We start from the raw sequence: 25,655 nt of genomic DNA, 5'->3' as shown, positions 1-25,655 counted from the left end.
AGGGATGTCACACAATGACTCGTACTATCCCGCACTTCGTGGGCGGATCGCTTCTCACTCCGGACTCCGGTCGCTTCGCTGACGTGTTCGATCCGAGCTCCGGTGCTGTGCAGGCCCGCGTTCCGCTCGCATCGGCCGACGAGGTGCGCCGCGTGATCGCGAATGCCGAGGAGGCGCAGGTGGGGTGGGCTGCGACCAACCCGCAGAAGCGCGCCCGCGTGCTGCTGCGCTTCCTCGACCTGGTGCAGCGCGAGATGACGTCTCTGGCTGAACTCCTCGCGAGCGAGCACGGCAAGACCGTCGACGACGCGAAGGGCGACATCCAGCGGGGGCTGGAAGTCATCGAGTTCTCCGCCGGCGCTCCGCACCTGCTCAAGGGCGAGTACTCCACCGGTGCCGGAACCGGCATCGACGTGTACTCGATGCGGCAGCCGCTCGGGGTCGTCGCCGCGATCACGCCCTTCAACTTCCCCGCCATGATCCCGCTGTGGAAGGCCGGCCCCGCACTCGCCGCCGGCAATGCGGTCGTGCTCAAGCCCAGTGAGCGCGACCCTTCCGTGCCGGTGCGCATCGCCGAACTCTTCCTCGAGGCGGGTCTGCCCGCCGGCGTCCTCAACGTCGTGCACGGCGACAAGGAAGCGGTCGACACGCTGCTCACCGACGACCGGATCCGCGCGGTCGGCTTCGTCGGGTCCACGCCCATCGCGGAGTACATCTACGCGACGGCCGCAGCCCACGGCAAGCGCGCACAGTGCTTCGGCGGTGCCAAGAACCACATGATCGTGATGCCCGACGCCGACCTCGACCAGGCCGTCGACGCGCTGATCGGCTCCGGCTACGGCTCGGCGGGCGAACGCTGCATGGCCATCTCGGTCGCCGTACCGGTGGGGCAGGAGACCGCGGACGCCCTCGCCGCCAAGCTCACCGAACGTGTCGCCCAGCTGCGGGTCGGGCCGTCTCTCGCCGCGGACGTCGACTACGGACCGCTGGTCACGCGGGCGGCCGTCGAACGGGTCGAGGGCTACATCCAGCAGGGGATCGACGAAGGTGCGACGCTGCTCGCCGACGGTCGCGGCTTCACGGTCGAAGGGCACGAAGAGGGGTTCTATCTCGGGCCGACGCTGTTCGACCACGTCACGACGGACATGGCGATCTACCGCGAGGAGATCTTCGGCCCCGTGCTCGTCATCGCCCGCGCCGCCGACTACGAGGAGGCGCTGCGCATGGCGTCCGAGCACGAATACGGCAACGGGGTCGCCATCTTCACGCGCGACGGCGACGCGGCCCGCGACTTCGCCGCTCGTGTGGAGGTCGGGATGGTCGGGGTGAACGTGCCGATCCCGGTGCCGATCGCCTATTACACGTTCGGTGGGTGGAAGCGCAGCGGCTTCGGCGACCTCAACCAGCACGGCACCGATGCCTTCCGCTTCTACACGAAGACCAAGACGGTGACGAGTCGCTGGCCCGCGGCGGGCATCCGCGACGGCGCCAGCTTCGTCATCCCCACGATGCACTAGCCCTCGACAGGCTCAGGGACCCAACTTCTAAGGAAACACGATGACCATGACCACCGTCACAACCACCGCCGAGGAGCGCGAGGCGATCATCGGCGCCGTCCGCGAATTCGCCGAGACCGAGCTCGCCCCCTACGCCGCGGAACGCGACGAGAAGCACCTGTTCCCCCGGGAGTCGCTGAACCGTGCCGGAGAGCTCGGGCTCGGCGGCATCTACGTCGACGAGGAGTTCGGGGGCAGTGGCCTCAGCCGGCTCGACACCGTCGCGATCTTCGAAGAGCTCGCGAAGGGCGACCCGGCGGTCGCGGCCTACATCTCCATCCACAACATGGTCGTCTGGATGATCGACACCTACGGTGATGACAGCCAGCGCGCGACGTGGTTGCCGCAGCTCACCGCGATGTCGGAGTTCGGCGGCTACTGCCTCACCGAACCGGGGGTGGGGTCGGATGCTGCGAACGTCGCGACAAGTGCGGTCCGCGACGGCGACGACTACGTGCTCACGGGAGTGAAGCAGTTCATCTCCGGGGCGGGCGAGGCCGCCGTGTACGTCGTGATGGCGCGCACGGGAGAACCGGGCGCACGCGGTATCAGCGCGTTCCTGGTGCCAGGAGACTCCGATTCCCTCAGCTTCGGCGCACCGGAGAAGAAGATGGGGTGGCACGCGCAGCCCACCCGGCAGGTGATCCTCGACGGCGTCCGGGTCCCGGCATCCGCCATGCTCGGCGACGAGGGACGCGGATTCGCGATCGCGATGTCGGCGCTCAACGGCGGCCGCCTCAACATCGCCGCGTGCTCGCTGGGCGGGGCGCAGTGGGCGCTCGACAAGGCGGTGCAGTACGTGCACGAGCGGATGGCCTTCGGAGAGCCGCTCGCCGAGAAGCAGTCGATCCTGTTCGCGATCGCCGACATGCGCACCGACCTGCACGCCGCACGCCTCATGGTGCGCGACGGTGCGCAGGCGGTCGACGAGCACGCACCGGATGCCACGATGCGCTGCGCCATGGCCAAACGGTTCGCGACCGACGCCGGCTTCGACGTCGCCAACCGCGCCCTGCAGCTGCACGGCGGCTACGGGTACCTGCAGGACTACGGGATCGAGAAGGTGGTCCGCGACCTGCGTGTGCACCAGATCCTGGAAGGCACGAACGAGATCATGCGCCTGATCGTCGGACGCGAGATGCTGCGCCCGGCGGGGTCGGCATCCCTCCAGCGCGGCGCAGATCAGACTCGGAGCGCATCATGAGCGTGTCGTCGTCGAAAGCGACCGTGGCGTTCCTCGGACTCGGGCACATGGGGTTGCCGATGGCGAAGAACCTCGTCGCGGCCGGTCATGAGGTGCACGGTTTCGACCTGGTTCCGGCGGCGATCGAGGCAGCGCAGGCGGCAGGCATCACGGTGGCGGCGAGCGGGGCGGATGCCGTTGCGGACGCGGATGTCGTCATCACGATGTTCCCTGCAGGCACGCACGTGATCGAGGCGTATCGCACCGAGCTGCTCGCGGCGGCCCGCCCCGGCACGCTCTTCATCGAGTCGTCCACCATCGCCGTCGACGAGGCCCGTGCCGCGCATGCTCTGGCCCTCGCCGCCGGACACCGCAACGTCGACGCCCCGGTGTCCGGGGGAGTGGTCGGCGCGGAGAACGGCACTCTCGCGTTCATGGTGGGCGGGTCGGACGAGGACTTCGCTGCGGCGCTCCCGCTCCTCGAGGTGATGGGAAAGCGCATCGTGCACTGCGGCGGATCAGGGCTCGGACAGGCGGCGAAGGTCTGCAACAACATGGTGCTCGCGGTCTCGCAGATCGCTGTCGCGGAGGCATTCGTGCTGGGGGAGCGGCTCGGGCTCGAGCACCAGGCGCTCTTCGACGTCGTGTCTCAGGCGTCAGGGCAGTGCTGGTCGATCACGACGAACTGCCCCGTGCCCGGTCCGGTGCCCACGAGCCCGGCCAACCGCGATTACCAGCCCGGATTCGCCGGTGCGTTGATGGCGAAGGACCTCGGACTCGCCGTGCAGGCCATCGAGCAGACCTCGACGGATGCGCGGATGGGCCGACTCGCCCAGGAGATCTACGCGGCGTTCGCTGCCGGCGACGGGGCGGGCCGCGACTTCTCCGGCATCATCACCGACATCCGCGACGACCGCGTGTGATGACGGCTGTTCGAATCGCAATGGTTCCATCGGGCACCTGAATGCCACCATTTGCGCGATTCGAACGCAGGGGTGAAGGTGGAACGCAACCACGACGGAGAGGGCGACATGACCGAGTACGAGACGATCCTGGTCGAGCAGCGCGGACGGGTGGGGTGGATCACCCTGAACCGGCCGGAAGCGCTGAACGCGTTGAACAGCCGACTCGCCGAGGAGGTGACCGCCGCGGCGCTGGCGTTCGATGCGGACGAGGGGGTTGGCGCGATCGTGGTCACCGGATCGGAGAAGGCGTTCGCCGCGGGTGCGGACATCAAGGAGATGGAGGGCATGTCGGCGGCGCAGATGCTCGAGACCGATCACTTCGGTGTGTGGCATGAGTTCGCCGCGGTGCGCACCCCCGTGATCGCGGCCGTCTCCGGATTCGCCCTGGGCGGCGGATGCGAGCTGGCGATGATGTGCGACATCATCCTCGCGGCCGACAACGCCAAGTTCGGGCAGCCCGAGATCAACCTCGGCGTGATCCCCGGTATGGGTGGCACGCAGCGTCTGATCCGCGCGGTCGGCTACTACAAGGCCGCCGAGCTCGTGCTCACCGGACGGTTCATGGGGGCGGAGGAAGCCGAGCGCTCCGGCCTCGTGTCCCGCGTCGTGCCGACGGCCGAGCTCCTCGCCGAGACGACGAAGCTGGCCGACACCATCGCCTCGAAGTCGCTCCCCTCCGTGTTCGCGGCCAAGGCCGCGCTGGACGCGGCGATGGAGACGACCCTGGCCGAAGGGCTCGCGCACGAGAAGCAGGCCTTCGCCGCCCTGTTCGACACCGCGGATCAGAAGGAGGGCATGTCGGCCTTCCGCGAGAAGCGGTCACCGGACTTCCAGAACCGCTAGCCGCTCGTGAACAACTCCGCAGAAACCTGGGCGCCACGCCGGAGGCGGCGCTCTGCGCGGTGCCGGATGAGCATTTCTGCGGAGTTCGTCACGCCCTCAGCTGCGGAGCGCGTCGACGATCTTCGCGATCCGGCGTTCGCGCGTGGCCTCCTGCTTCGCCTCGGCCACGCTTCGCGCGTGCTCCTTGCGCACCGAGTACGACAGGGCGTCGAAGGCGGAGCGCAGCGCCGGGTCGGCGTCGAGCGCGGCGGCGAGCTCGGGCGGGACCTCGACCGTGCGCTCGGCGGAATCGACGCGGATCACGGCGTCGACCTCCTGGCCGATGTCCAGCCCCAGGTCGGCGCGGACGGCCTTGCTGAAGCCGATCATGTTCTCGCTGCCCATGCGTGCCACGCGCAGCCGCGCAGTGCGTCCGCCGATCGTCACGGCCACGGGGAACGCCTTGCCCGCGCCCAAGGACGCGACCTGGTCGTCCGTGAGCAGGATCGCCGCCGCGGGACCGCGGCCGGTGAGGACGGTGTGCAGGCGCAGTTCGCTCATGCCGAAAGAGTACGCCCGGGCTCCTCGAATTCGGCGGCGAGAATCGCGTTGCGCTCCGAGATCAGCCGGCGCATGTACCTGCCGAGGACCAACGCGTCGACCAGCCGACCGAGCGGACCGCACGGTGAGCGGAACGTCACGGTGTCGCGCATGAGCGTGCCGGCGGGATGCTCCTCGAACCGATGCTCGTGCAGGAAGGCGGCGAACGGCCCGGCGATCTGCCGATCCGAGAAGCCGTGCGGCGGATCGACGTCGAACACCATCGAGCGCAGTCGGAACGGGATGCCGAAGTGGCGTGCCCGCCAGGTCGCGGTCGTCCCCTCGGTGAACACGCCGCCCGCCGGCGCCTCGACCATCGTCTCGCCGAAGCGGGCCATGCTCTTCACATGCAGTTCGGGATCGAGTGAGGCGGCGAACACCTCGGCTGGCGTCGCGCCGATGACCGTCTCGAGCGCGAACCGGGCCATGTCAGAGGGCTTCGGGCTGCGGGCGGGGGTCGGCGAAGTCTCCCGCGTCCTTGCGCAGTCGCGCCACGATCGCGACGAGCTCCGCCGCGTCGTCACGGCTCAGACCGGGCTCGGCGAACACGTCGGCATTGAGAGCACGGGTGGCGCGCTCCACGAGCTCCCGCCCCGACTCGGTCAGCACGAGGAGTGCCGCACGTCCGTCGTGCGGATGCGGCTCGCGCGCGATCAGGCCATCGCGGACCAGGCGCTCGGCCGTGCTCGTGACCGTGGTCGGATGCACCTGGAGGCGGGCGACCACGCTCGACAGCGGAAGGCTGCCCGCGCGGCTGAAGGCCAGCAGGCGCAGCACCTCGTAGCGGGCGAAGCTCAGGGCGAACGGCTTGAGCGCCGCGTCGACGCGTGCGAGCAGCAGCTGCTGGGCCCGCATGACCGAGGTGACCAGGGCCATGCCGTCGGCGGCCTCCGTCCAGCCGTGCGCGAGCCACTGCCGCTTCGCCTCGGCGAGCGGGTCGATGGGGAGCGGACGGGGTCGGGCCATCTCTCTACGGTAGTGGCGGGAGTGCGGGGCGCGGCGACGGCGCGCGATGCACCCGACGTCGGCACGTCTCAGCGCCGGTCAGCACTGAGTCTCAGTCGCAAGTGGGTTGGTACTCAGTATCGCGGTCTAGAATTGCAGGAGTCGTGAGGAGCAATCGATGAAGATCTTCGTCCTGGTCAAAGAGGTGCCGGACACCTATGGCGATCGCAAGCTGAATCTCGAGACCGGACTCGCCGATCGTGCGGCGGGCGACGTCGTGCTCGACGAGATCACAGAGCGGGCCCTCGAGGTCGCACTCAGCTACGCCGACAAGAACGATGGCACCGAGGTGGTCGCGGTCTCGATGGCTCCGGAGAGCTCGACCGCGTCCGTGCGCAGGGCTCTCGCGATCGGTGCCGGGTCCGCCGTGCACATCGCCGACGAGCAGCTCGCGGGTGCCGACCTCGGGCTCACGGCCGAGGTGCTGGCCGCAGCCATCCGCCGCGGCGCTCCCGACCTCGTCATCACCGGCAACCTGTCGACGGACGGCTCCGGTGGAGTGATCCCCGCGATGCTCGCCGAGCACCTCGGATTCGCCCAGGCCACCGCGCTCACCTCGGTCGAGATCACCCCCGACGGCGTCTCCGGAGTCCGAGGTGCCGACGCCGGGAGCCAGCCGGTCTCGGCGCCGCTGCCTGCCGTGATCTCCATCACCGAGGCGCTCCCCGACGCACGTTTCCCGAACTTCAAGGGCATCATGGCGGCGAAGAAGAAGCCCCTCGAGGTGCTCTCCCTCGCCGACCTCGATGTCTCGGCCGATCCGTCCGTCGCCCCGCGCACCATCATGACGGCGGTGTCGGAGAAGCCCCCGCGCGCGGCCGGTGTGAAGATCATCGACGAGGGCGACGCCGCCGACAAGCTCGTCGACTACCTCGTGCAGAACAGGCTGGTGTGAGATGACCTCTTCCGAGAACCCGATCCTCGTCCTCGTCGACATCGACCCCTCCGGCTACGTCGCGACCAGCACGGCAGCCCTCATCGGCGCCGCCTCCACGATCGGCTCGCCCGTGGCCCTGATCGTCGGCGGCAGTCCCGCGGCCGTGGACCAGGCCGCGGCGGCGGGGGCATCCGTCGTGCTGACCGCCGACGGGGATCCCTCGGCGCTCACGGTGCCGATCGTCGACGCGCTGCAGGCCGCCGCTGCGCAGGTGCGACCCGATGCCGTCCTCATCTCGAACTCGATCTCCGGTCGCGACGTCGCCGGGCGTTTCGCGGTACGCACGAAGAGTGCGCTGTCGGTCGACGCCGTCGGGGTCTCGCGCGATGACGAAGGCGTCGTGGCGCACCACTCGGTCTACGGCGGGGCGTACCTGGTCGATTCGGCCCCCACGTTCGGCACCCCGGTGATCACGGTTCGTCAGGGCGCTGTCGACGCCCGTGCCGAGGCCGTGGCGTCGCACTCGGTCGAGGTGCTCGACGTCACTCCGTCCGGGGTCGTCGCGGCCACGGCGGGACCGGTCGAAGCGGTCGAGGTCGCCTCCTCCCGGCCTGAGCTGCGGGGAGCCACGAAGGTGGTCTCCGGAGGCCGAGGTCTCGCGTCGAAGGAGAAGTTCGTGCTCGTCGAAGAGCTCGCCGATGCGCTCGGCGCGGCCGTCGGTGCCTCGCGTGCCGCCGTCGACGCGGGCTACATCCCGCAGTCCCATCAGGTCGGACAGACCGGCGTCTCGGTGTCGCCGCAGCTGTATGTCGCACTCGGCATATCCGGAGCGATCCAGCACCGCGCCGGCATGCAGACATCGAAGAACATCGTCGCCATCAACAAGGACGGGGATGCGCCGATCTTCGATGTCGCGGACTTCGGCATCGTCGGCGATGTGTTCACCGTGGTCCCCCAGGTGATCGCGGCGCTCGAGGCGCGGAAGAAGTAGCCATGGCGACGCGGATGCTGCGACGCGGTCTGCCGCGCGTTCCTGGTGGAGATCCCTGGCCCCCCGCTGATGCGGTGGTTGAGGATTCCGCGCTGGATGATCGGGCGACGGACGCCGTGGCGAGCGCACCGCCGGTCGAGCCCGTGGCAGCACCGGCGGCCGCGGCGCACTCGGAGGTCGCGGTGCCCGTCGAGCCCACCGGCGCCGCCGGCCCGGCATCGCCAGGGACCGCGACGGCTGCTGCTGCAGCGGTCGCGGCCGCTCCCGCAACGCCCGCTGCCGGGCCGCGGATCCGTCGCGGTCTGCCGCGTGTGCCGGGCGGCGAGCCATGGCCGCCGTCGCCGACCGCTGCCGATGTCCGCGGCCCGGTGGTCGAGCCCGCCGCTGTGGTGCCCGCTCCCTCCCGGGAGGCGGTCCCTGTCGCGGTTGCGCCGGCATCCGCGACGGCGCCCGCGGCGTCGACCGCCACGGCGGACATCTCCGCAGCGGAGACCGCCGCCCCCGTCGCGGTGTCCGCCGGTGCCGCTGCCGGTGCCGGTGCCAGTGTCCGACGCGGCTTGCCTCGCGTCGTCGGCGGAGACCCGTGGCCGCCCGCCGGAACCGTTCCCCGCTCTCCTGCTGCTGCAGTCGAGTCCGCGACGTCCGAGTCGGCGGCATCGAATCCCGCAGTGCCCGAGCCCGCAGTGCCCGAGCCCGCAGTGCCCGAGCCCGCAGTGCCCGAGCCCGGCGCGCGCGAGTCCGTCGTGCCTGGCTCCGTCGTTCCCGTCGCGGCTGCCGCGACTCCTGCCGTTGCGACCGGATCGTCGTCCGTGCTCGCCGACGTCTCGACTCCGCTCCCGTGGACGGAGACCGTGTGGAACGGACGAGCACCTCGGCACCTCGACCGGACGCCGGCGCCGACGACGGGCCGCCCGCGTCCGACCTGGACCCAGGCGATCGGCGTGCTGTTCGGAGCCGCTGCGCTCGGGGTGCTCGCCGGAGCCGCCATCGCGTTCGTGCGCACGCTCCTGAGCTTCCCGTTCATGCAGGACTTCCTGGCGGCCTTCCCCGGCGAGTACGAGCCGGGGATCGCCGTCGAGCCGGGATTCGCGCCGTGGATCGGATGGCAGCACTTCTTCAACATGTTCCTGATGGTGCTGATCATCCGCTCGGGGTTGCAGGTGCGCACCGAGAAGCGCCCGACCGTCTTCTGGACCCCTCGCAACAACGCGAAGGGCAAGATCAGCCTCACCCTGTGGTTCCACCAGTCGCTCGACATCCTGTGGCTCGTCAACGGCGTGATCTTCGTGGTGCTGCTGTTCGTCACGGGACACTGGGTGCGCATCGTGCCGACCAGCTGGGAGGTCTTCCCGAACGCCCTGTCTGCGGCTCTGCAGTACATCTCGTTCGACTGGCCACACGAGAACGGCTGGAACAACTACAACAGCCTGCAGCAGCTCGCCTACTTCGCCACCGTGTTCATCGCGGCGCCGCTCGCCGCGATCACCGGGTTCCGGATGTCGGGGCTGTGGCCGAAGCGGGCCGAGAAGCTGTCGAAGGCGTACCCGGTCGAGTGGGCGCGGGCGCTGCACTTCCCGATCATGCTGTACTTCGTGGCGTTCATCATCGCGCACGTGGCGCTCGTCATGCTGACCGGGTTCCTGCGCAACCTGAACCACATGTTCGCGTCGCAGGACGCGGTCACGTGGACCGGATTCTGGGTGTTCATCCTGTCGCTCGTGGTGATCGCGATCGGATGGGCGGCTGCGCGTCCGCTCGTGCTCGCTCCCATCGCCAAGGTGTTCGGCAAGGTCTCTGGCCGGTGAGCAGATGAGCGACGAGGTCATCGCAGAGTACTGGCGCACCGTGCGGACCACCCTGCCTCATCTTCCGGAGTCGCGGCCGGAAGCCTGGGGGTTCGGGGCGACGCCCGAGCACGCCGACGAGCTGCTGGCACTCGTGCTCGAGGGCATCAAGGTCGGCACCGCGTCGTCCCTCTGGGATTACGACGCGACCGGCGACCCTCTCCCCGCTGTGGGTGAGCTCAGCATCATCCTGGACGGGACCGGCGCCCCGCGCGCTGTGATCGAGACCACGGCGATCGACATCACGCCGTTCGATGAGGTCGACGACGCCCATGCCTTCGCCGAGGGGGAGGGCGACCGCACGCTGGCGCACTGGCGCGAGGTGCACGAACGCTACTGGCGCGAGCACTCCGAGAACCCGCGCGGCTACGAACCGGACATGCCGGTGGTGTGCGAGCGGTTCCGGGTGGTGTTCCCGGCCTAGAGAGTCCCCTGGGACCGGAGGAGAGGCACGATCATGGCTGAGGCATACATCGTCGATGCGGTCCGTTCGCCGGTCGGCAGGCGCGGCGGATCGCTCGCCGAGATCCATCCGGTGGACCTCGGCGCCCACAGCCTTCGGGCGCTCGTCGATCGGACGGGAATCGACCCCGGTGCGGTGGACGACGTGATCCTGGGCGTCATCGACGCCATCGGCGGGCAGTCCGGCAACGTCGCCAGGACCGCCCTGCTCGCCGCCGGATTCCCCGAGCATGTCCCCGGGGTGACCATCGACCGTCAATGCGGGTCGAGTCAGCAGGCCGTGCACTTCGCGGCGCAGGCCGTGATGAGCGGTACGAGCGACCTCGTGATCGCGGGCGGACTGCAGAACATGTCGCAGGTGCCGCTGACCGCCGCGGCCACCGTAGGGCAGGCGTATGGCTTCACCACGCCGTACGCGCAGTCGCCCGCCTGGACCGACCGCTACGGCGATCAGGAGATCTCGCAGTTCGCCGGTGCCGAGCTGATCGCCGAGAGGTGGGACATCTCCCGCGAGGAGATGGAGCGGTTCGCCCTGGAGAGCCATCGTCGTGCCGCCCTGGCGCAGGACGAGGGTCGCTTCATCCGCGAGATCGCTCCGCTGAACGGTCTCGACCACGACGAGGGTGTGCGCCGCGACACGACGCTGGAGCGGATGGCGGGGCTCGCGCCGCTGCGGGAGGGCGGACGGATCACCGCCGCCGTGTCGTCGCAGATCAGCGATGCGTCCAGCGTCGTGCTCGTCGCGAGCGAGCGGGCCGTACGCGACCACGGGCTCACGCCGCGCGCGCGTGTCCATCAGATGACGGTGCGCGGCGACAACCCGATCCTCATGCTCACCGCCCCGATCCCCGCCACGAAGCTCGCTCTGGAACGCGCGGGGATGCGGGTCTCCGACATCGACCTGTTCGAGGTGAACGAGGCCTTCGCTCCCGTGGTGCTCGCCTGGATGCGAGAGCTCGATGCTCCGCACGAGAAGGTGAACGTCAACGGCGGAGCCATCGCGCTCGGTCACCCCATCGGCGCGACCGGGACCAGGCTGATGACAACGATGCTCAACGAGCTCGAACGCACGGGCGGACGCTACGGTCTGCAGGCCATGTGCGAGGGCGGCGGGGTCGCGAACGTGACCATCGTCGAACGGCTCTGACGCCCTGGTTCCACGGTGACGACAGAGCGGGCCGCCTCCCGGAGGAGACGGCCCGCTCTCTACGTGCTCGAAGGATCAGGGGCGGACGAAGCGCACTTCGGTCAGCGTCTCGCCCAGGAACGGCTCGGTGTGCGATGCGCCGTCGAGGTGGAAACCGTTGCGGGTGTAGAACCGGTGCGCGCGAGGGTTGTCCTCGGCGACCCAGAGGTACAGGGGCTCGTCCTTCTCCACGGCGGCGTCGAACAGCTTCTGGCCGATGCCGGTGGAGTGATAGGCGTCGAGCAGGTAGATGAAGTAGAGCTCTCGGAACGCCGGAGCATCCTTGTCGCGAGCGGGGCCGGAGCCGACGAAGCCCACGATCTCGCCGTCGACCAGCGCGGCGTTCATCTTGAACTCGGGGCCCTGCGAGGCCCAGTGCGTCCACAGCTCGGCCATGCGGCGGGGCGAGACCTTCTCCAGCGCCGCCTTGCTGATCAGGTGGTCGTAGGTCTCGTGCCAGCACTGCGCATGCACGCGACCGAGGGCTTCCGCATCCACATCACGGACCGGACGGACGATGACTTCAGGCTGGGCTTCGGCGCTCATGGTCGTGACTCTACGCGCGGCGTCCGCGAAGGGGAAATCGAGGGGATGTTCGATGACACCCTTCACGCGGTCATGGAGGTTTCGCACAACGATGTTCGCCGATCGTGCGCTCCTGGCTACGATCGATGCTCGTGAACGTGATCTGGCGGACCCTCCTGGTGATCCTCGGCGCTCGCCGCCGCGTGCGACGGGGGAAGGCCCTCGACCCCACCGCCGTCGGCAGCATCACCCTGACCACTCTGCCCACCGACATCGACATCCTGCGCCACATGAACAACGGCCGCTACCTGTCGTTGTTCGATCTCGGGCGCTGGGACCTGCTCATCCGCACCGGACTGTTCGATGCGATGAAGGACCGGGGCTGGTATGCGGTCGTCTCCAGCGAGACGATCACCTTCCGCAAGTCGCTCCAGTTGTGGCAGCGGTTCGAGGTGCAGTCGCGTTTCATCGGCCACGACGACAGGGCGCTCTTCATGGAGCACCGCGCAGTCGTGGACGGCGAGGTCTACGCACGGGCGATCGTGCGGGCCCGGATGCTCCGCCGCACCGGAGGGACTGTCAGCAACGAGGAGCTGTTCGCCGCGGTGGGCAAGCCGGAGGGCGTGCCGGAGATCGACGCCTGGGTGCACGACTGGGCAGCGGCCTCCGTCCTCCCACCCGTGCGGGCGAAGGCGCCGAGCATCTGGGGCTGAGCGTCTGGGGTTGAGGGGCTGTGGTCGAGGGGCTGAGCAGCAGAGCGGCGTTCTCTCCGCCTTCACCGGCGCGGTAGCTTAGGCGTGTGCTGGCGATCCTGACGACGACCGGGCGAGTGCTGTGGCGGCACTGGCCTGCGCTGATGGCGTGGTACCTCGCGGGCGTCCTGGTGCACTACGTGGTCACAGAGGTCGCCGGTTTCATCGGAGCCTCTTCGGCGACGTTGGGCTTCCTGGTGCTGCCGATCGCGATCCTCGCCCGGCTGGTGAGCCTGGTGGCGATGTTCCTCGTGCTGCGCGACGGTCTGCGCAACCTGCAGGAGGTCGCCCCGCTGCCGGAGTCGCCCGTGGAGCGTCGGCGTACTTTCCTCTCGGCTCTGCTCGCCGGCATCCTGCCGTTCTTCGCGGTGTACTGGGCGCAGGGACTGCTCGGCGAGGACGTGCGGGCCTACTCGCTCCGCGCTCTCGAGGTGCGCAACGGCATCGTGTGGACGGCGAGCGTGAACGGCGAACCGCCCGTGAGCTCGGACGACACCGTGCTCAACCTGCCGATCAACGTGTGGACCATCGCGATCATCGTGCTCGCGTTCGCCGGTCGATGGGCGTGGTCGAAGTGGTCGCCGAAGCTCGCGGCCTGGTTGTCGCCGGTGGCGGTGTACTTCGAGGTCGTCTGGGTCTTCTTCTCGGTGATGGTGCTCGGCGACATCTTCGACGCGATCAAGGCCTGGGTCGACAGTCGCGCGGCGATGGCGTACCTCGAGACGGCGCGGGAGGGCATCCTCGACGCCGTGGCTCCCCTGCGCTGGCTGTGGGAGGGGATCGGCTGGGTCCTCTCCGAGGCGGGACCCGTGCTGCTGGCACCGCTGGCCTGGCTCACGATCGCCGGAGTCGTCTTCGGGCAGGCGATCGTCGCCGAGAAGCTGCGCGTCGAGAGTGAACTCGTCTCGCGGTTCCGTCAGCACACGGAGGCGATCCCCAACCCCCTGGTGCGACGTCTGCGCGACCTCGGCGACGAGCTGGGAGCACGCTTCCGGCCGATCGGTCGCGCCCTGCTGCTGATGTGGCGAGCGGGTCCCCTGCTGGTCGCCTCCTACGCGCTGCTCTACGTGGCCGTGAAGGCGCTCGAATCGGTCCTCGGCTTCGGTATCACCCGGCTGATCGGACCGCAGGACTACGTGTTCTGGGCGGTCGCGGCCCCGCTCGTCTCCCTCGTGCCGCTCCTGCTCATCGAACCCCTCCGCATCGCCGTGATCAGCGGTGCCTACGATGCCACGCTCGGACGGCTGCGACGTCGCCAGCAGGCGCGGCCGGACGCCTCGACCTCCACGGCTGCGGAAGCGGAGATGCGTGCCGTCGCGGATGCGGCCGGACTGCTGCCCTCGTCCGTCGATGCGGTGGCGGCCGCTGTGGTCTCGGCGCCGCCTCGTGACGCCGTCGGCGGTCAGGGTTCGAACTCGAACCTCACGAACGAGCCGCCGGCGCGATAGGGCCGGATGTCGACCCAGAACGGGCCCTCCACGTCGGCAGGAACCACGAACGGCACGATCAGCTCGTAGGGGCTCGCCTGCTCGCTGAGGCACGTCTCGGGCTCGTCGGCGCTCCATTCGAGCCCGATCTCGGCGCGCACCGGACTCCACTCCCGCCCCGTCGACTGCTCCACGAGCACGGGAGCTTCGCACCCGACGCCCTCGGCCTCCGGGTCCACGGGCACCGCGACCGCGATCAGCCTCGTCTTCTCCGGTACGTCGAGGCCGGAGACGTCGTCGATCTCCCCGCCGCGGATCGGCCCCCAGGCTGCGCCGGCGAGGTCCGTCGTCTCGTCTTCCGTCACGACCACCGGGGAGACCGCGCGGGCACCGAACCCGAAGTACTGGTACCACTCCTGCCAACCCACGGCGGCGGCCGTCGCGGGTAGGAGGAGCGCGAGTGCGATCAGAGCGACGGTGTTGCGCCGCCACCAGGAAGCGCGCTTCGTCGGAACAGCTGCGGCTGCGGGCTCTTCCTGCGGGGCTGGAGGAAAGAGCGGAGGAGGGATCGTCATCGCGCCCACCCGTTCTCGGCCAGGAGCACCTCGGCCTCGACGGGAAGAGCCGCCAGGTCGATCGGCAGGTCGATCACGCCGTCGCGCAGCACCTCGAAGCCGCCCGATCCCGGCACGCCGAGGCGCAGGGTGGCCCTGTCGCCCACGACGTCATCGGGGAGCTCGAACGCCAGACTGCCGCTGCGGGGAACCGCGGTGACCAGACGCTGAGCGAGGAAGGTGGTTCCGCGATCCGTGGCGCTGAACGTGCGCTCGCCGATCGTGAGCTCGGCGAGCCTGAGGGTGCTCAACTGCTGCGTGACCCCGCTCGCGGCGTCGAGGTCGATCACGAGCCAGGTGCCCTCGGCGGACCATCCCTCGGCATCGGTGACCCGGTTCGTGAGATGGACATCGGTCACGGTCGCGACGAGGTTGCGTGTGACGGCCTCCTCGCCGATCTGCGCGACCGCGGGGAAGGGGGCATCCGGAGCGTCGTCGGGGAGCGTGACCTTGACGAGGACCCACGCGCACGCGAGCAGCGTCGCGGTGAGCAGCCAGACGAGCACGTGCTTCTTCATCCGGCGCTCACCTCCTCGATCGTGGTCGTCAGCGTCGCGCCGACGCGGGGATCGTTCCAGTAGTCGCCGCGGATCAGGCTCTGCCCCACGTAATGGTCGGAGTCGGGGAGGGTGAGCGAGACCTCGTCGCCGTCGCGGAAGTCGTCCGGCCCCACGGCCCAGGTGATCAGCACGCGGGCAGGAACGTCGGGCTGGAGCGTGGGCGCGAGCTTTCCGTCGTCGGCGCGCGACACCACCCCCTTGGCATCGAGCCCTTCGATGCGGATGCCGTCCAGGAGAGGAGACACCTCCGCGCCGGATCCGGACGCACGCGGTCGGGAGAAGGTGTTCACCACGTCCACGGTCACGACGAGCAGACGTTCCCCCTTCTCCTCGTCGGGATAGATCGCCGCCATCCCGCGCTCGTCGCGCAGCTCGACGCCCACCACGGTCATCTCGAAGTCGGAGCCGGAGAACGTCTCGCCGATCGTGAGGTCGGGGATCGGGTCGACCGCGGCGGCCTCGAGGCCGCCGAACAGGGCGGTGGTCGCCAACAGCACCGCCCCCGCGCCGGTGATCAACCACGAGGTCGGGATGAGGTCGATGCTGCGCCGAGCCCACCCCAGCACCTTTGCGCGGGCTCCCGCGTTCGCGGTGACCTCCGCCTCACCGCGCGACGCGGAGGTGCTGTCGGGCGGGGTCGTGGTCACGGCAACAGCTTAGGACCGCGCCGTTCGGCGGTGCGGCATGATTCGCACCCCGCCCGGCCGCGCTCCTCCGCTCCGGGGCCGCACCGGGCGGCGAGAACGGCCGGATGCGAAGCGGACGCGGATGGCGGAAAGCGGCGACGCGGCGCGGAATCCGGGGTGTCCAGACCTAGGCTGAAATCCATGGCAGACCTCCCGCCGGATGCCGCGGCATCCGCACCCCTCGCAGACCGTGCCGTCGAGCTGGCTCGGCGGTGGACGATCGAGGCCGCGGCGACCGAACCCGACCCCGCGGCCGCCCGGCTCGCCGGTGTGCTGCAGGACGCGAACGGACTCCCGTTCACCCTGGGGTTCGTCGACGGCGTCATGCGTCCGGAGAGCCTGACAGCCGCGGCCTCGCAGCTGCACCGCATCGCCCCGATCGTGCCGGAGTTCCTGCCCTGGTACCTGCGCTCGGTGGTGCGCCTCGGTGGCGGGGTCGCGCAGATCCTCCCGACGCCCGTGGTGCCGATCGCCCGTCGGGTGCTCCGGGACATGGTGGGGCACCTGGTCGTCGACGCGCGCCCTGCCAAGCTCGGCGCCGCGATCGAGAGGATTCGCGCCGACGGCTCCCGGCTCAACCTCAACCTGCTCGGGGAGGCCGTGCTCGGTGAGGCGGAGGCCCGACGACGGCTCGACGGCATCCACGCGCTCGTCCGCCGTCCCGACGTGGACTATGTCTCGGTGAAGGTCTCGGCGATCATCAGCCACCTGTCGATGTGGGCTTTCGACGAGGTCGTCGACGAGGTGGTCGAGCGGCTCCTTCCGCTGTATCTCGCGGCGGCGGACGACGGCACCTTCATCAACCTCGACATGGAGGAGTACCGCGACCTCGACCTCACGATCGCCGTCTTCACGCGCATCCTCGAGGACCCCCGACTGGCCGGGCTCGAAGCCGGGATCGTGCTGCAGGCGTACCTGCCGGACGCGCTGCCCGCCCTGCAGGAGCTCACCGCGTGGGCGCAGGACCGCGTCGCCCATGGTGGCGCCCGCATCAAGGTGCGTCTCGTCAAGGGGGCGAACCTCGCGATGGAGCACGTCGAGGCGCGGATGCACGGGTGGACGCCCGCGACCTACGACACCAAGCTCGACACTGATGCGAACTACCTGCGCTGCCTCGACTGGGCACTGCAGCCCGAGCACACGGCTGCCGTGAAGATCGGCGTCGCGGGGCACAACCTCTTCGGCATCGCCTACGCCTGGCTGCTGGCGGGGGAGCGGGGCGTGCGGGAGGCCGTGGAGTTCGAGATGCTGCTCGGCATGGCGCAGGGGCAGGTGCGGGCCGTCTCGCGGGAGGTCGGACCGGTGCTGCTGTACGTGCCGGTCGTGGAGCCTGCGGAGTTCGACGTGGCCATCAGCTATCTGGTGCGCCGGCTCGAGGAGAACGCCTCGCCGGACAACTTCCTCTCCGCCGCGTTCCGGCTCGGCGAGGACGAGTCGCTGTTCGTCCGTGAGCAGGATCGCTTCCTCGACGCGCTCGACAGGGCGGGCGACCCGACGCTGCGCATCGGACCCCGTCGCACGCAGGACCGTCTCGCGCCCGTGCACGAGTCGCTGCGCCCGGCACCCGTCGCCCCCGTGCCGGAGACCGACCTGACCAAGGCGGTGCTCGGCATAACCCGCGGCTCGGACGAGGGCGGCCGGGAGGCGTTCCTCGAGACCGCGGTCTACTCCGCCCGCGAGCTGGAGCAGGATACCGGCGGAGCCCCCGGCTTCTCGAACACGGTCGACAGCGACCCCGCGCTTCCCGCCAACCGCGAATGGGCGCGCGAGGTACGCGAGCGCATCGCGACCTCCGAGCTGGGCTCCGCCACGATCGCGGCGGCGCAGGTGTCCGATGAGGACGAGCTCGAACGGGTCGTGCAGGGTGTGCGTCGTGCGGCTCCGGCCTGGGGCGGTCGGCCTGCCGTCGAGCGTGCCGAGGTGCTGCTGCGTGCCGCGGCTGCACTCGAGGCCCGTCGCGGCGACCTCATCGAGGTCGCAGCCTCCGAGACCGGCAAGGTCTTCGCAGAAGCCGACATCGAGGTGAGCGAGGCCGTCGACTTCGCGCGCTACTACGCAGCCAAGGCCAGGGAGCTCGACGCGATCGCCGGCGCCGTGTTCGTCCCGGCATCCGTGACGGTCGTCACGCCGCCCTGGAACTTCCCCGTCGCCATTCCCGCCGGAGGAGTGCTCGCCGCGCTCGCCGCAGGTTCCGGTGTGGTCTTCAAGCCCGCACCGCAGGCCCGTCGCTGTGCGGCGGTGATCGCCGAGACGCTGTGGGAGGCCGGGATCCCCCGCGACCTGTTGGCGCTCGTCGACGTCGAAGAGGGGGCGCTCGGCCGCGAGCTGATCACGCACGAGGCCGTCGACCGGGTGATCCTCACCGGCGCGTGGGACACGGCCGCACTGTTCCGCTCCTGGCGCCCGGATCTGCCCCTGCTCGCTGAGACCAGCGGCAAGAACGCGATCATCATCACCCCGTCCGCCGATCTCGACCTCGCGGTCGCCGACCTCGTCAAGAGCGCCTTCGGACATGCCGGGCAGAAGTGCTCGGCAGCGTCGCTGGCCATTCTCGTCGGACCGGTGGGACGCTCGGCACGGTTCGCCCGCCAGCTCGCCGACGCCGTGCGCTCGCTGCACGTCGGACAGCCCACCGACCCGCTGGCCGAGGTGGGGCCGGTGATCGAGCAGCCGCAGGGCAAGCTCGCCTGGGCGCTGAGTGAGCTCGAGGGCGACGAGCAGTGGCTGATCGAGCCGTCCCTCGCCGCGGCGGACGACGGCAGCGGGCGGCTGTGGCGTCCCGGCGTGCGCGTCGGGGTGCAGCCGGGATCGCGTTTCCACACCGAGGAGTTCTTCGGTCCGGTGCTCGGGGTGATGCACGCCCCGACCCTCGCGCGCGCCGTGGAGATGCAGAACGCCGTCGCCTACGGACTCACCGCAGGGCTGCACACCCAGGACCCGGAGGAGCTGTCGTACTGGCTCGACCGGGTGCAGGCGGGCAACCTCTACGTGAATCGCGGCATCACCGGCGCGATCGTGCAGCGTCAGCCGTTCGGGGGGTGGAAGCGCTCCTCGGTCGGCCCCGGCGCGAAGGCGGGTGGGCCCAACTACCTCATCGGCCTGGGGTCGTGGCGCTCGCAGTCGGGAGGCCCGGCCTCCAGCACCCTGCACCTGCGCGGGCTCGATTCGCGCATCACCGCGGTGATCGAGGCGGCGCAGTCCTCGCTCGCGTACGAGTCGTTCGAGTGGCTGCGGCGCTCGGCTCTCTCGGATGCGCTGGCCTGGGATCGGGAGTTCGGCCAGGTGCGCGACGTGTCGCGTCTGGGCGTCGAGCGCAACCTGTTCCGTTATCGCCCCGTGCCCGTCGACGTGCGCGCGACCGACGACGCCGCGCTGCACGACCTGCTGCGCGTGGTGATCGCCGGGGTGCGCTCCGGCGCCAGATTCGTCATCTCGACCCCTTCCGGATTGCCCGCCGACGTGCGCCGAGCGCTCGGTGACCTCGACGCCCCGGTGTTCCTCGAGAGCGATGACGAGTGGTTGCAGCGGCTGCTCCGTCAGGACGACGGCCTCGAGGGCATCACACTGCCCACGAGCGATCGAGTGCGACTGGTCGGCGGTCGCGAGGGGGTCGCTGCTCTCCGCGCGAAGCTGGCCTCGGCTTCCGCGGGGGATCCCGACCTCGCGGTGTACGACGGCGAGGTGACGGCGGCCGCCCGCATCGAGCTGCTGCCGTTCGTGCACGAGCAGTCGATCTCGATCACCGCGCACCGCTACGGCAACCTCGACGCGTGGAGCAGCGACGTGATCTGAGCTCTATGTAAAGAATTCTTGACACATCCCTTGAGTGGTCGTACGCTGATCGTGTCAAGAATCTTTTACATCGGAGGCGTCATGGTCTACGAAGAGCGCAATGCGTGGGCGGGACTCATCGTGAGCCCCATCGTGATGGTCGTCTACGTCGTGCTGGTGCTCCAGCAGGCCGGAGGCGGGCCGCTCGCCGACGTGGACTGGTTCCCGCTCATGCTGTGGGTGATCGGCGGGGGCATCGTCGCGACGATCCTGCTCAGCGTGGTCTGGGGCATCATCGCCGGGATGGGGGATCCAGACGGCGTCGGCCGTTCCGACATCCGCGACCGCGACATCAGCCGCATGGGTAGCCGGGTGGAGCAGGCCTTCGTCGTGATCGCGGGCCTCGGAGTGATCGCGCTGTGCGCTGTCGGGGCCGATGTCTTCTGGATCGCGAACACCATGTTCGCGGGCTTCGCGGTGGCCGCGCTCGTCGGCGGTGTCGCCAGGGTGATCGCCTACCGACGAGGCCTCGTCTGATGGTCAAGCCCACTCTCGTCTCCAACACCATCCGCGCTCATCGAGAGCGGGCGGGACTCACCCAGGCCGAGCTCGCGCGCACGGTGGGTGTGACGCGCCAGACGCTCATCGCCATCGAGCAGCAGAAGTACTCGCCGACGCTCGAACTCGCCTTCCAGATCGCCCGCGCCTTCGGGGTGAGCCTCGACGACGTCTTCGAGTACCCCGACACGTCAGGAGCAGGATCATGAGCCGGTCGATGAAGGCGTGGAGCAGGGAGACGTACGGGCCCGCCGACGGGGTCACCCTCGAGCACACGCCGATGCCGGTTCCTCGACGCGGCGAGGTGCTGCTGCGCGTGCGCGCAACGGCCCTGAACGCGGGCGACGTGCGTCTCCTGCTCGGCGATCCGCTGCTCGTGCGGCCGGTGTTCGGGCTGACACGTCCGAAGCATCCGGTGCGCGGCATGGAGGTCGCGGGCACCGTGGTGGCGCTCGGGGCCGATGTCGTCGGTGCTGAGGTCGGTGAAGAGGTGGTCGGTGAGCTCGTCGGCGGGGGAGGGCTCGGCGAGTATGTCCGGGTTCCCGCCGCTCGGCTGGTGCCGATCCCGACGGGCGTCACGCCGGAGGCCGCTTCGTGCCTCCCGGTCGCCGGCGGAACCGCGTGGCAGGCTCTCGACCTGGCGGGGATCGGCCTGTCGGAGGGCGGTGCCACGCCGCGAGTGCTGATCATCGGCGCCTCCGGAGGAGTCGGCACGTTCGCGGTGCAGCTCGCGACCCTCCGCGGCGCTGAGGTCTGGGCGACCTGCCGTGATCGGAACGCGCGTCTGGTCGAGCAGCTGGGCGCCGTGCGCACCTTCGACCATCGGGAGTCCCCCTTGAGCGCGCTGCCGGACGGCCGGTTCGATGCGATCGTCGACATCGCCGGAGGGATACCGCTGCGCGAGCTGAAGCGTCTCGTCGTGCCAGGAGGTTCGGTCGTGCTGGTCACCGGCGACGGCGGTCACCTGCTCGGACCTCTCCCGCGGATGCTGCGCGCCGTGTTCCTGTCGATCGGCTCGCGGAGCATCCGACCGCTCGCCGCGACGCCGCGCCCCGAGGTGCTGGCGAAGCTGCTCGATCTCGTGGCCGAGGGGCGGGTCGTCCCCGTCATCGAGCGCGAGTATCCCTTCGCCGAGGCATCGGCGGCTCTCTCCCGACTGGAAGCCGGCCACACGGTGGGCAAGCTCGTCGTCGCCGGCACCGCGCTCTGAGCGCTCCTCGACGTTGTTCCGGCGGTGCACCGACCGTGCTCTGGCGGCGCACAGGGGGCGGGTGACAGAATGGACCCCGGCGTGCCCGAGTCGCATCTTCCCCGACGCCCGCTCGATCGAGCGAAGGGTCGAAGGACCGCCGGGCCCCTGGACAGCGTCCGCCGCGCCCGTCCTCCGAGGAGAGCACCCATGTCGACGCCTGAAGCCGCCGTCTCCACCGCCCCCACCCGCACCGCGCACCACCGCCACTACCTGATGTGCAAGCCGGAGCACTTCACCGTCAACTACTCCATCAATCCCTGGATGGAGCCGTCGAAGCCCACCGACACCGCGAAGGCGGTCGCACAGTGGCAGAAGCTCCACGACCTGTACGTCGAGCTGGGCCACGAGGTCGAGCTCATCGAGCCGCTCGCCGGCTACCCCGACATGGTCTACACGGCCAACGGCGGGTTCCTCATCGACGGCCGCGCCTACGTGCCCGAGTTCCGCTTCGTCGAACGCCAGGGCGAGGCCCCGGCCTTCGCCGACTGGTTCCGCGGTGCGGGCTACGACACCGTGATGCCGAAGGAGGTCAATGAGGGAGAGGGCGACTTCCTGCTGGTCGGCGACGTGATCCTCGCCGGCACCGGCTTCCGCTCGACCGGTGACAGCCACCGCGAGGTCGGCGAGGTCTTCGGCCGCGAGGTCGTGTCGCTCAACCTGGTCGACCCGCGCTTCTACCACCTCGACACCGCGATCGCCGTGCTCGACCCGGTGCAGGGCGTCGAGAACGGCGGACCGGAGCGCGCGAACATCGCCTACCTCCCCGGCGCCTTCGACGACGCGAGCCGTGCGGAACTCGAGAAGCGCTTCCCCGACGCGATCCTGGTGTCGGACGAGGACGGTTCGGTGTTCGGCCTCAACTCGGCGAGCGACGGCTACAACGTGATCATCTCCCCGCGCGCGAAGGGCTTCGAGAAGCAGCTGCGCGAGCGCGGTTACAACCCGATCATGATCGACCTCTCCGAGCTGCTGCTCGGCGGCGGCGGCATCAAGTGCTGCACGCTCGAGCTTCGGGGCGCGAAGTGACCGCGGTCGACGCGTCCACGAGCTCGGCGACCCAGGGGGAGGGCGGCACCGAGCCGCACGTCGCCCACAACTACCACCCGCTTCCCGTGAACATCGCCCGCGGCGAGGGTGCCTGGGTGACGGACGTCGAGGGCAAGCGCTACCTCGACCTGCTCGCCGCGTACTCGGCCGTGAACTTCGGCCACCGGCACCCGGCGCTCGTGGCCGCGCTCACCGAGCAGCTCGGACGGGTCACCCTCGTCAGTCGTGCTTTCCAGAGCGACCGCCTCGAACCGTTCGCCGCGGCGCTGGCCGACCTCGCAGGCAAAGACCTCGTGCTGCCGATGAACACCGGGGCGGAGGCCGTCGAGACCGGGATCAAGGTGGCCCGCGCGTGGGGCTACCGCGTGAAGGGCATCGCCGAGGGCAGGGCACGCATCATCGTCGCGGCCGGGAACTTCCACGGGCGCACGACCACGATCGTCAGCTTCAGCGACGACGAACAGGCGCGCGACGACTTCGGGCCCTACACGCCGGGCTTCGACGTGGTGCCGTACGGTGACGCGGACGCCATCGCCGCAGCCATCACCGACGACACGGCTGCCGTGCTCGTGGAGCCGATCCAGGGCGAGGCCGGAGTCGTGATCCCGCCGGAGGGATACCTGCGCCGCATCCGCGAGATCTGCGACGAGAATAACGTGCTGTTCATCGCCGACGAGATCCAGGCCGGTCTCGGTCGCGTGGGCGAGACGTTCGCATGCGACCGCGAGGGCGTCGTGCCCGACCTGTACCTGCTCGGCAAGGCTCTCGGCGGCGGCATCCTCCCGGTCTCAGCCGTGGTCGGCGACTCCGACGTTCTCGGTGTCATCCGTCCTGGCGAGCACGGCTCGACGTTCGGCGGCAACCCGCTCGCCGCAGCCGTGGGCCTGCGTGTCGTCGAGATGCTGCAGACGGGAGAGTTCCAGGAGCGCGCCCGTGCTCTGGGAGCGCATCTGGAGCAGGCGCTGCAGCCGCTGATCGGCCACGGCGTCACGGCCGTGCGCATCGCGGGACTCTGGGCCGGCGTCGACATCGACCCCGCGAAGGGCACAGGGCGGGAGATCGCCGAGAAGCTGCTCGAGCGCGGCGTCCTCGTGAAGGACACGCATGGACAGACGGTGCGCATCGCGCCGCCGCTGGTGATCCGTGCGACCGAGCTCGACTGGGCGGTGGAGCAGCTCAAGCTCGTGCTGGGCGCTTAGTCGATCGGCGGACACGGACAGCGCCACCGCGGTCGCGGCCGTCGACTGGGGATGCGACGGCCGGCGGTGGCGCCGTCCTCGTACCGCTCAGGCCGGTGGGGAATCCGGGTCGAGCGTCTTGAGCGTGTCCTCTTCGGCCGCGTTGTCCGCGTCGAGCTGTTCCTCGGTGTTCTCGTCGCCGCCGAGGGCCGCGCGATGGCCCTGACCGGCGTCGCCCTGGATGGCTCCTCCGGTGGACTCGCCGCGTGAGGCATCACCCTGGATGGCTCCGCCGGTGCCGTCGCCCTGGCCGGAGTCCTCGTCCGGTGCTCCGACTCCGGGCGCGCCCTCTGCCGGGTCCTGCGGGTGGGGGGTGCGTTCCGTGTTCTCGTCCATGCGACGACGCTACGTCGAGGGTGGTCCTCCGCAGAGGGCATTGACAAACAGGCCGAGGCCGCTCACTCGTCGGGGTCGCGCCTCTTGGCGGTGCGGATCGGCGTGGTCACGGCGGCCTCGTCGCTGAACTCGATCGGGTCGACCTCGATCACGCGGAGCGGGCGGGTCTCGTCGAGTGTGAGCAGGAAGCGGCGGTTCTCGTCGCGTCGCAGGCGTCCGGACGTCGCCACCCAGATCACGCCGATCGCACAGGCGACGAATCCGGCCGTGCCGCCGAGCATGATCGCAGCGCGCGGCCCGAACGTGTCGGCCACCCACCCCGCGATCGGAGCGCCCACCGGGGTCGAGCCCATGATCACCGCCATGTACAGGGCGAGCACACGGCCGCGCAGAGCGGGGTCGGTCGTGATCTGCACGTAGCCGTTGGCGGTGGTGAGCAGCGTCACGATCATGAAGCCGGTGAACGTCAGGGTCACGGCGTAGGAGGCGTAGCTGGGCATCACGGACGACACGAAGGCGGCGATGCCGAACCCGCCGGCCGCCAGGATCACCACGCGCACGCGGGCCCGGTCGCGACGGGCGGCCAGCAGGGCCCCGATCAGCGATCCGATCGCGAGGACCGAGCTGAGCACACCGTATCCGTCGGCTCCCGCACCGAACTCGAGTGCCATGGTCGAGGCGAAGATCGGGAAGTTCATGCCGAAGGCGCCGATCAGGAAGACCGTGACGAAGACGACCTTCAGGTCGCTGCGTCCCCACACATACCGGAACCCGGCCGCCAGGCCACCGCGGCTGCGGTTCTTGAGTCGAGGCGCGAGCAGGCTGCGCCGCATCAGCATGAGCGCGAGGAGCATCGCCAGGAAGGTCGCGGCGTTCACGATGAACACCCAGCCCGAGCCGATCGCGACGATCAGCAGGCCACCGACGGCCGGCCCCACCATGCGGGCGAGGTTGAACGACGCCGAGTTGAGGGCCACCGCGTTCGAGGTGTCGCCGGTCGAGACCATGTCCGAGACGAACGCCTGCCTGGCCGGGGCGTCGAAGGCGTTCACGATGCCGAATCCGAGGGCGAACCCGAACATCATCGGCAGCGTCATGAGGTCGTTGAGCAGCAGCACGCCGACCGCGATGGCCAGGGCGAGCAGTGCCGACTGGGTCGCGAAGAGGATGTGCCGGCGGTCGAAGCGATCGGCCACCCACCCCGTCATGCTCACGAGCACGAGGGGAGGCCCGAACTGCAGGGCCATGGTGACGCCCATCGCCGTGGCGTCGTTGTCGGTGAGCTCGGTGAGCACCACCCAGTCCTGCGCGGTGGCCTGCATCCACCCGCCGACGTTGGAGATCAGGGCGCCCGCGAACCAGATGCGGTAGTTGATGTTCGCGAACGAGCGGAACATG

At 69.9% G+C, this 25,655-nt stretch carries 26 protein-coding genes; 17 read left to right on the top strand and 9 right to left on the bottom strand.

The window, feature by feature from the left end; genetic code table 11:
- Positions 1 to 14 precede the first annotated feature (14 nt).
- From AB4070_RS09930 to AB4070_RS09915, 4 genes are all read left to right on the top strand, one after another.
- Positions 15 to 1,517, top strand: a complete 1,503-nt coding sequence (locus tag AB4070_RS09930) for a CoA-acylating methylmalonate-semialdehyde dehydrogenase (RefSeq protein ID WP_441979938.1) — start codon at positions 15 to 17, stop codon at positions 1,515 to 1,517.
- Between the two features lie 40 nt (positions 1,518 to 1,557).
- The gene (locus AB4070_RS09925; RefSeq protein ID WP_441979937.1) at positions 1,558 to 2,760 is read left to right on the top strand and encodes an acyl-CoA dehydrogenase family protein; all 1,203 of its coding nucleotides are present in this window, start codon (positions 1,558 to 1,560) and stop codon (positions 2,758 to 2,760) included.
- Complete coding sequence (gene mmsB / locus AB4070_RS09920; protein ID WP_441979936.1) at positions 2,757 to 3,662, top strand: 3-hydroxyisobutyrate dehydrogenase; 906 nt, start codon at positions 2,757 to 2,759, stop codon at positions 3,660 to 3,662. Before AB4070_RS09925 ends, mmsB begins: the two co-directional genes overlap by 4 nt.
- A gap of 108 nt (positions 3,663 to 3,770) precedes the next feature.
- Positions 3,771 to 4,547: an enoyl-CoA hydratase-related protein gene (locus tag AB4070_RS09915; protein ID WP_441979935.1), complete on the top strand. Its 777-nt coding sequence runs from the start codon at positions 3,771 to 3,773 to the stop codon at positions 4,545 to 4,547.
- A gap of 96 nt (positions 4,548 to 4,643) precedes the next feature.
- Here the strand turns inward: AB4070_RS09915 and AB4070_RS09910 are convergent, their stop codons facing one another.
- The 3 genes from AB4070_RS09910 to AB4070_RS09900 are packed head-to-tail and all read right to left on the bottom strand — an operon-like array spanning position 4,644 to position 6,092.
- Positions 4,644 to 5,087, bottom strand: a complete 444-nt coding sequence (locus AB4070_RS09910; RefSeq protein ID WP_441979934.1) for a YdeI/OmpD-associated family protein — start codon at positions 5,085 to 5,087, stop codon at positions 4,644 to 4,646.
- The gene (locus AB4070_RS09905) at positions 5,084 to 5,554 is read right to left on the bottom strand and encodes an SRPBCC family protein (protein ID WP_441979933.1); all 471 of its coding nucleotides are present in this window, start codon (positions 5,552 to 5,554) and stop codon (positions 5,084 to 5,086) included. The genes AB4070_RS09910 and AB4070_RS09905 overlap by 4 nt, the downstream gene beginning before the upstream one ends.
- A 1-nt stretch (position 5,555) precedes the next feature.
- Entirely contained in the window at positions 5,556 to 6,092 is a 537-nt protein-coding gene (locus tag AB4070_RS09900; RefSeq protein ID WP_045264412.1) for a MarR family winged helix-turn-helix transcriptional regulator, read from the bottom strand.
- 157 nt (positions 6,093 to 6,249) lie between these two features.
- Here AB4070_RS09900 and AB4070_RS09895 point away from each other — a divergent pair, with 157 nt between their 5' ends.
- The 5 genes from AB4070_RS09895 to AB4070_RS09875 are packed head-to-tail and all read left to right on the top strand — an operon-like array spanning position 6,250 to position 11,452.
- The gene (locus AB4070_RS09895; protein WP_441979932.1) at positions 6,250 to 7,026 is read left to right on the top strand and encodes an electron transfer flavoprotein subunit beta/FixA family protein; all 777 of its coding nucleotides are present in this window, start codon (positions 6,250 to 6,252) and stop codon (positions 7,024 to 7,026) included.
- 1 nt (position 7,027) lies between these two features.
- Positions 7,028 to 7,999: an electron transfer flavoprotein subunit alpha/FixB family protein gene (locus tag AB4070_RS09890; protein WP_441979931.1), complete on the top strand. Its 972-nt coding sequence runs from the start codon at positions 7,028 to 7,030 to the stop codon at positions 7,997 to 7,999.
- A gap of 2 nt (positions 8,000 to 8,001) precedes the next feature.
- Positions 8,002 to 9,804, top strand: coding sequence for a cytochrome b/b6 domain-containing protein (locus tag AB4070_RS09885; RefSeq protein WP_441979930.1), 1,803 nt, complete (start codon positions 8,002 to 8,004; stop codon positions 9,802 to 9,804).
- Between the two features lie 4 nt (positions 9,805 to 9,808).
- Positions 9,809 to 10,267, top strand: coding sequence for an ASCH domain-containing protein (locus AB4070_RS09880; protein ID WP_441979929.1), 459 nt, complete (start codon positions 9,809 to 9,811; stop codon positions 10,265 to 10,267).
- A 33-nt stretch (positions 10,268 to 10,300) separates the two neighbouring features.
- Complete coding sequence (locus tag AB4070_RS09875) at positions 10,301 to 11,452, top strand: acetyl-CoA C-acetyltransferase (RefSeq protein ID WP_441979928.1); 1,152 nt, start codon at positions 10,301 to 10,303, stop codon at positions 11,450 to 11,452.
- 75 nt (positions 11,453 to 11,527) lie between these two features.
- Here the strand turns inward: AB4070_RS09875 and AB4070_RS09870 are convergent, their stop codons facing one another.
- The gene (locus AB4070_RS09870; RefSeq protein WP_045264712.1) at positions 11,528 to 12,037 is read right to left on the bottom strand and encodes a GNAT family N-acetyltransferase; all 510 of its coding nucleotides are present in this window, start codon (positions 12,035 to 12,037) and stop codon (positions 11,528 to 11,530) included.
- Positions 12,038 to 12,168: 131 nt separating this feature from the next.
- Between AB4070_RS09870 and AB4070_RS09865 the strand changes: the two genes are divergently transcribed.
- Together AB4070_RS09865 and AB4070_RS09860 are read left to right on the top strand one after the other, a co-directional pair.
- On the top strand, positions 12,169 to 12,729 hold the full coding sequence (locus AB4070_RS09865; protein ID WP_441980564.1) for an acyl-CoA thioesterase: 561 nt from the start codon (positions 12,169 to 12,171) through the stop codon (positions 12,727 to 12,729).
- A gap of 86 nt (positions 12,730 to 12,815) precedes the next feature.
- Positions 12,816 to 14,216: a hypothetical protein gene (locus AB4070_RS09860; RefSeq protein WP_441979927.1), complete on the top strand. Its 1,401-nt coding sequence runs from the start codon at positions 12,816 to 12,818 to the stop codon at positions 14,214 to 14,216.
- On the opposite strand, the gene AB4070_RS09855 is transcribed toward AB4070_RS09860, so the two are convergent.
- Genes AB4070_RS09855 through AB4070_RS09845 form a run of 3 tightly spaced genes read right to left on the bottom strand, consistent with a single transcriptional unit; the run spans position 14,171 to position 16,016 of the window.
- Positions 14,171 to 14,770: a hypothetical protein gene (locus AB4070_RS09855; RefSeq protein WP_441979926.1), complete on the bottom strand. Its 600-nt coding sequence runs from the start codon at positions 14,768 to 14,770 to the stop codon at positions 14,171 to 14,173. The genes AB4070_RS09860 and AB4070_RS09855 overlap by 46 nt on opposite strands.
- Positions 14,767 to 15,327, bottom strand: a complete 561-nt coding sequence (locus tag AB4070_RS09850) for a hypothetical protein (RefSeq protein WP_441979925.1) — start codon at positions 15,325 to 15,327, stop codon at positions 14,767 to 14,769. Before AB4070_RS09850 ends, AB4070_RS09855 begins: the two co-directional genes overlap by 4 nt.
- Complete coding sequence (locus tag AB4070_RS09845) at positions 15,324 to 16,016, bottom strand: hypothetical protein (RefSeq protein ID WP_441979924.1); 693 nt, start codon at positions 16,014 to 16,016, stop codon at positions 15,324 to 15,326. The genes AB4070_RS09850 and AB4070_RS09845 overlap by 4 nt, the downstream gene beginning before the upstream one ends.
- 180 nt (positions 16,017 to 16,196) lie before the next feature.
- On the opposite strand from AB4070_RS09845, the gene AB4070_RS09840 reads away from it, so the two are divergent.
- From AB4070_RS09840 to rocD, 6 genes are all read left to right on the top strand, one after another.
- Positions 16,197 to 19,847, top strand: coding sequence for a proline dehydrogenase family protein (locus tag AB4070_RS09840; RefSeq protein WP_441979923.1), 3,651 nt, complete (start codon positions 16,197 to 16,199; stop codon positions 19,845 to 19,847).
- An 81-nt stretch (positions 19,848 to 19,928) separates the two neighbouring features.
- The gene (locus AB4070_RS09835; RefSeq protein ID WP_441979922.1) at positions 19,929 to 20,363 is read left to right on the top strand and encodes a hypothetical protein; all 435 of its coding nucleotides are present in this window, start codon (positions 19,929 to 19,931) and stop codon (positions 20,361 to 20,363) included.
- Positions 20,363 to 20,593: a helix-turn-helix transcriptional regulator gene (locus tag AB4070_RS09830; protein WP_441979921.1), complete on the top strand. Its 231-nt coding sequence runs from the start codon at positions 20,363 to 20,365 to the stop codon at positions 20,591 to 20,593. Before AB4070_RS09835 ends, AB4070_RS09830 begins: the two co-directional genes overlap by 1 nt.
- A complete protein-coding gene (locus AB4070_RS09825) occupies positions 20,590 to 21,594 on the top strand; it encodes an NAD(P)-dependent alcohol dehydrogenase (RefSeq protein WP_441979920.1) in 1,005 nt (334 codons plus the stop codon). Before AB4070_RS09830 ends, AB4070_RS09825 begins: the two co-directional genes overlap by 4 nt.
- A 189-nt stretch (positions 21,595 to 21,783) precedes the next feature.
- Positions 21,784 to 22,662 carry a dimethylargininase gene (gene ddaH, locus AB4070_RS09820; protein WP_441979919.1) on the top strand — a complete coding sequence of 293 codons (879 nt, stop codon included), beginning with the start codon at positions 21,784 to 21,786 and terminating at the stop codon, positions 22,660 to 22,662.
- The gene (rocD, locus tag AB4070_RS09815) at positions 22,659 to 23,882 is read left to right on the top strand and encodes an ornithine--oxo-acid transaminase (RefSeq protein ID WP_441979918.1); all 1,224 of its coding nucleotides are present in this window, start codon (positions 22,659 to 22,661) and stop codon (positions 23,880 to 23,882) included. The genes ddaH and rocD overlap by 4 nt, the downstream gene beginning before the upstream one ends.
- Positions 23,883 to 23,969: 87 nt before the next feature.
- On the opposite strand, the gene AB4070_RS09810 is transcribed toward rocD, so the two are convergent.
- Positions 23,970 to 24,257, bottom strand: a complete 288-nt coding sequence (locus AB4070_RS09810) for a hypothetical protein (RefSeq protein WP_441979917.1) — start codon at positions 24,255 to 24,257, stop codon at positions 23,970 to 23,972.
- Between the two features lie 62 nt (positions 24,258 to 24,319).
- Positions 24,320 to 25,654, bottom strand: a complete 1,335-nt coding sequence (locus AB4070_RS09805) for an MFS transporter (RefSeq protein ID WP_441980563.1) — start codon at positions 25,652 to 25,654, stop codon at positions 24,320 to 24,322.
- Position 25,655: the final 1 nt, after the last annotated feature.

Origin of the sequence: Microbacterium sp. 2RAF4 (assembly GCF_052115285.1) — a bacterium.
Lineage (GTDB): Bacteria > Actinomycetota > Actinomycetes > Actinomycetales > Microbacteriaceae > Microbacterium > Microbacterium oxydans.
The sequence above is the reverse complement of the archived record's forward strand: the minus strand, read 5'-3'. Positions and strand labels throughout refer to the sequence as shown.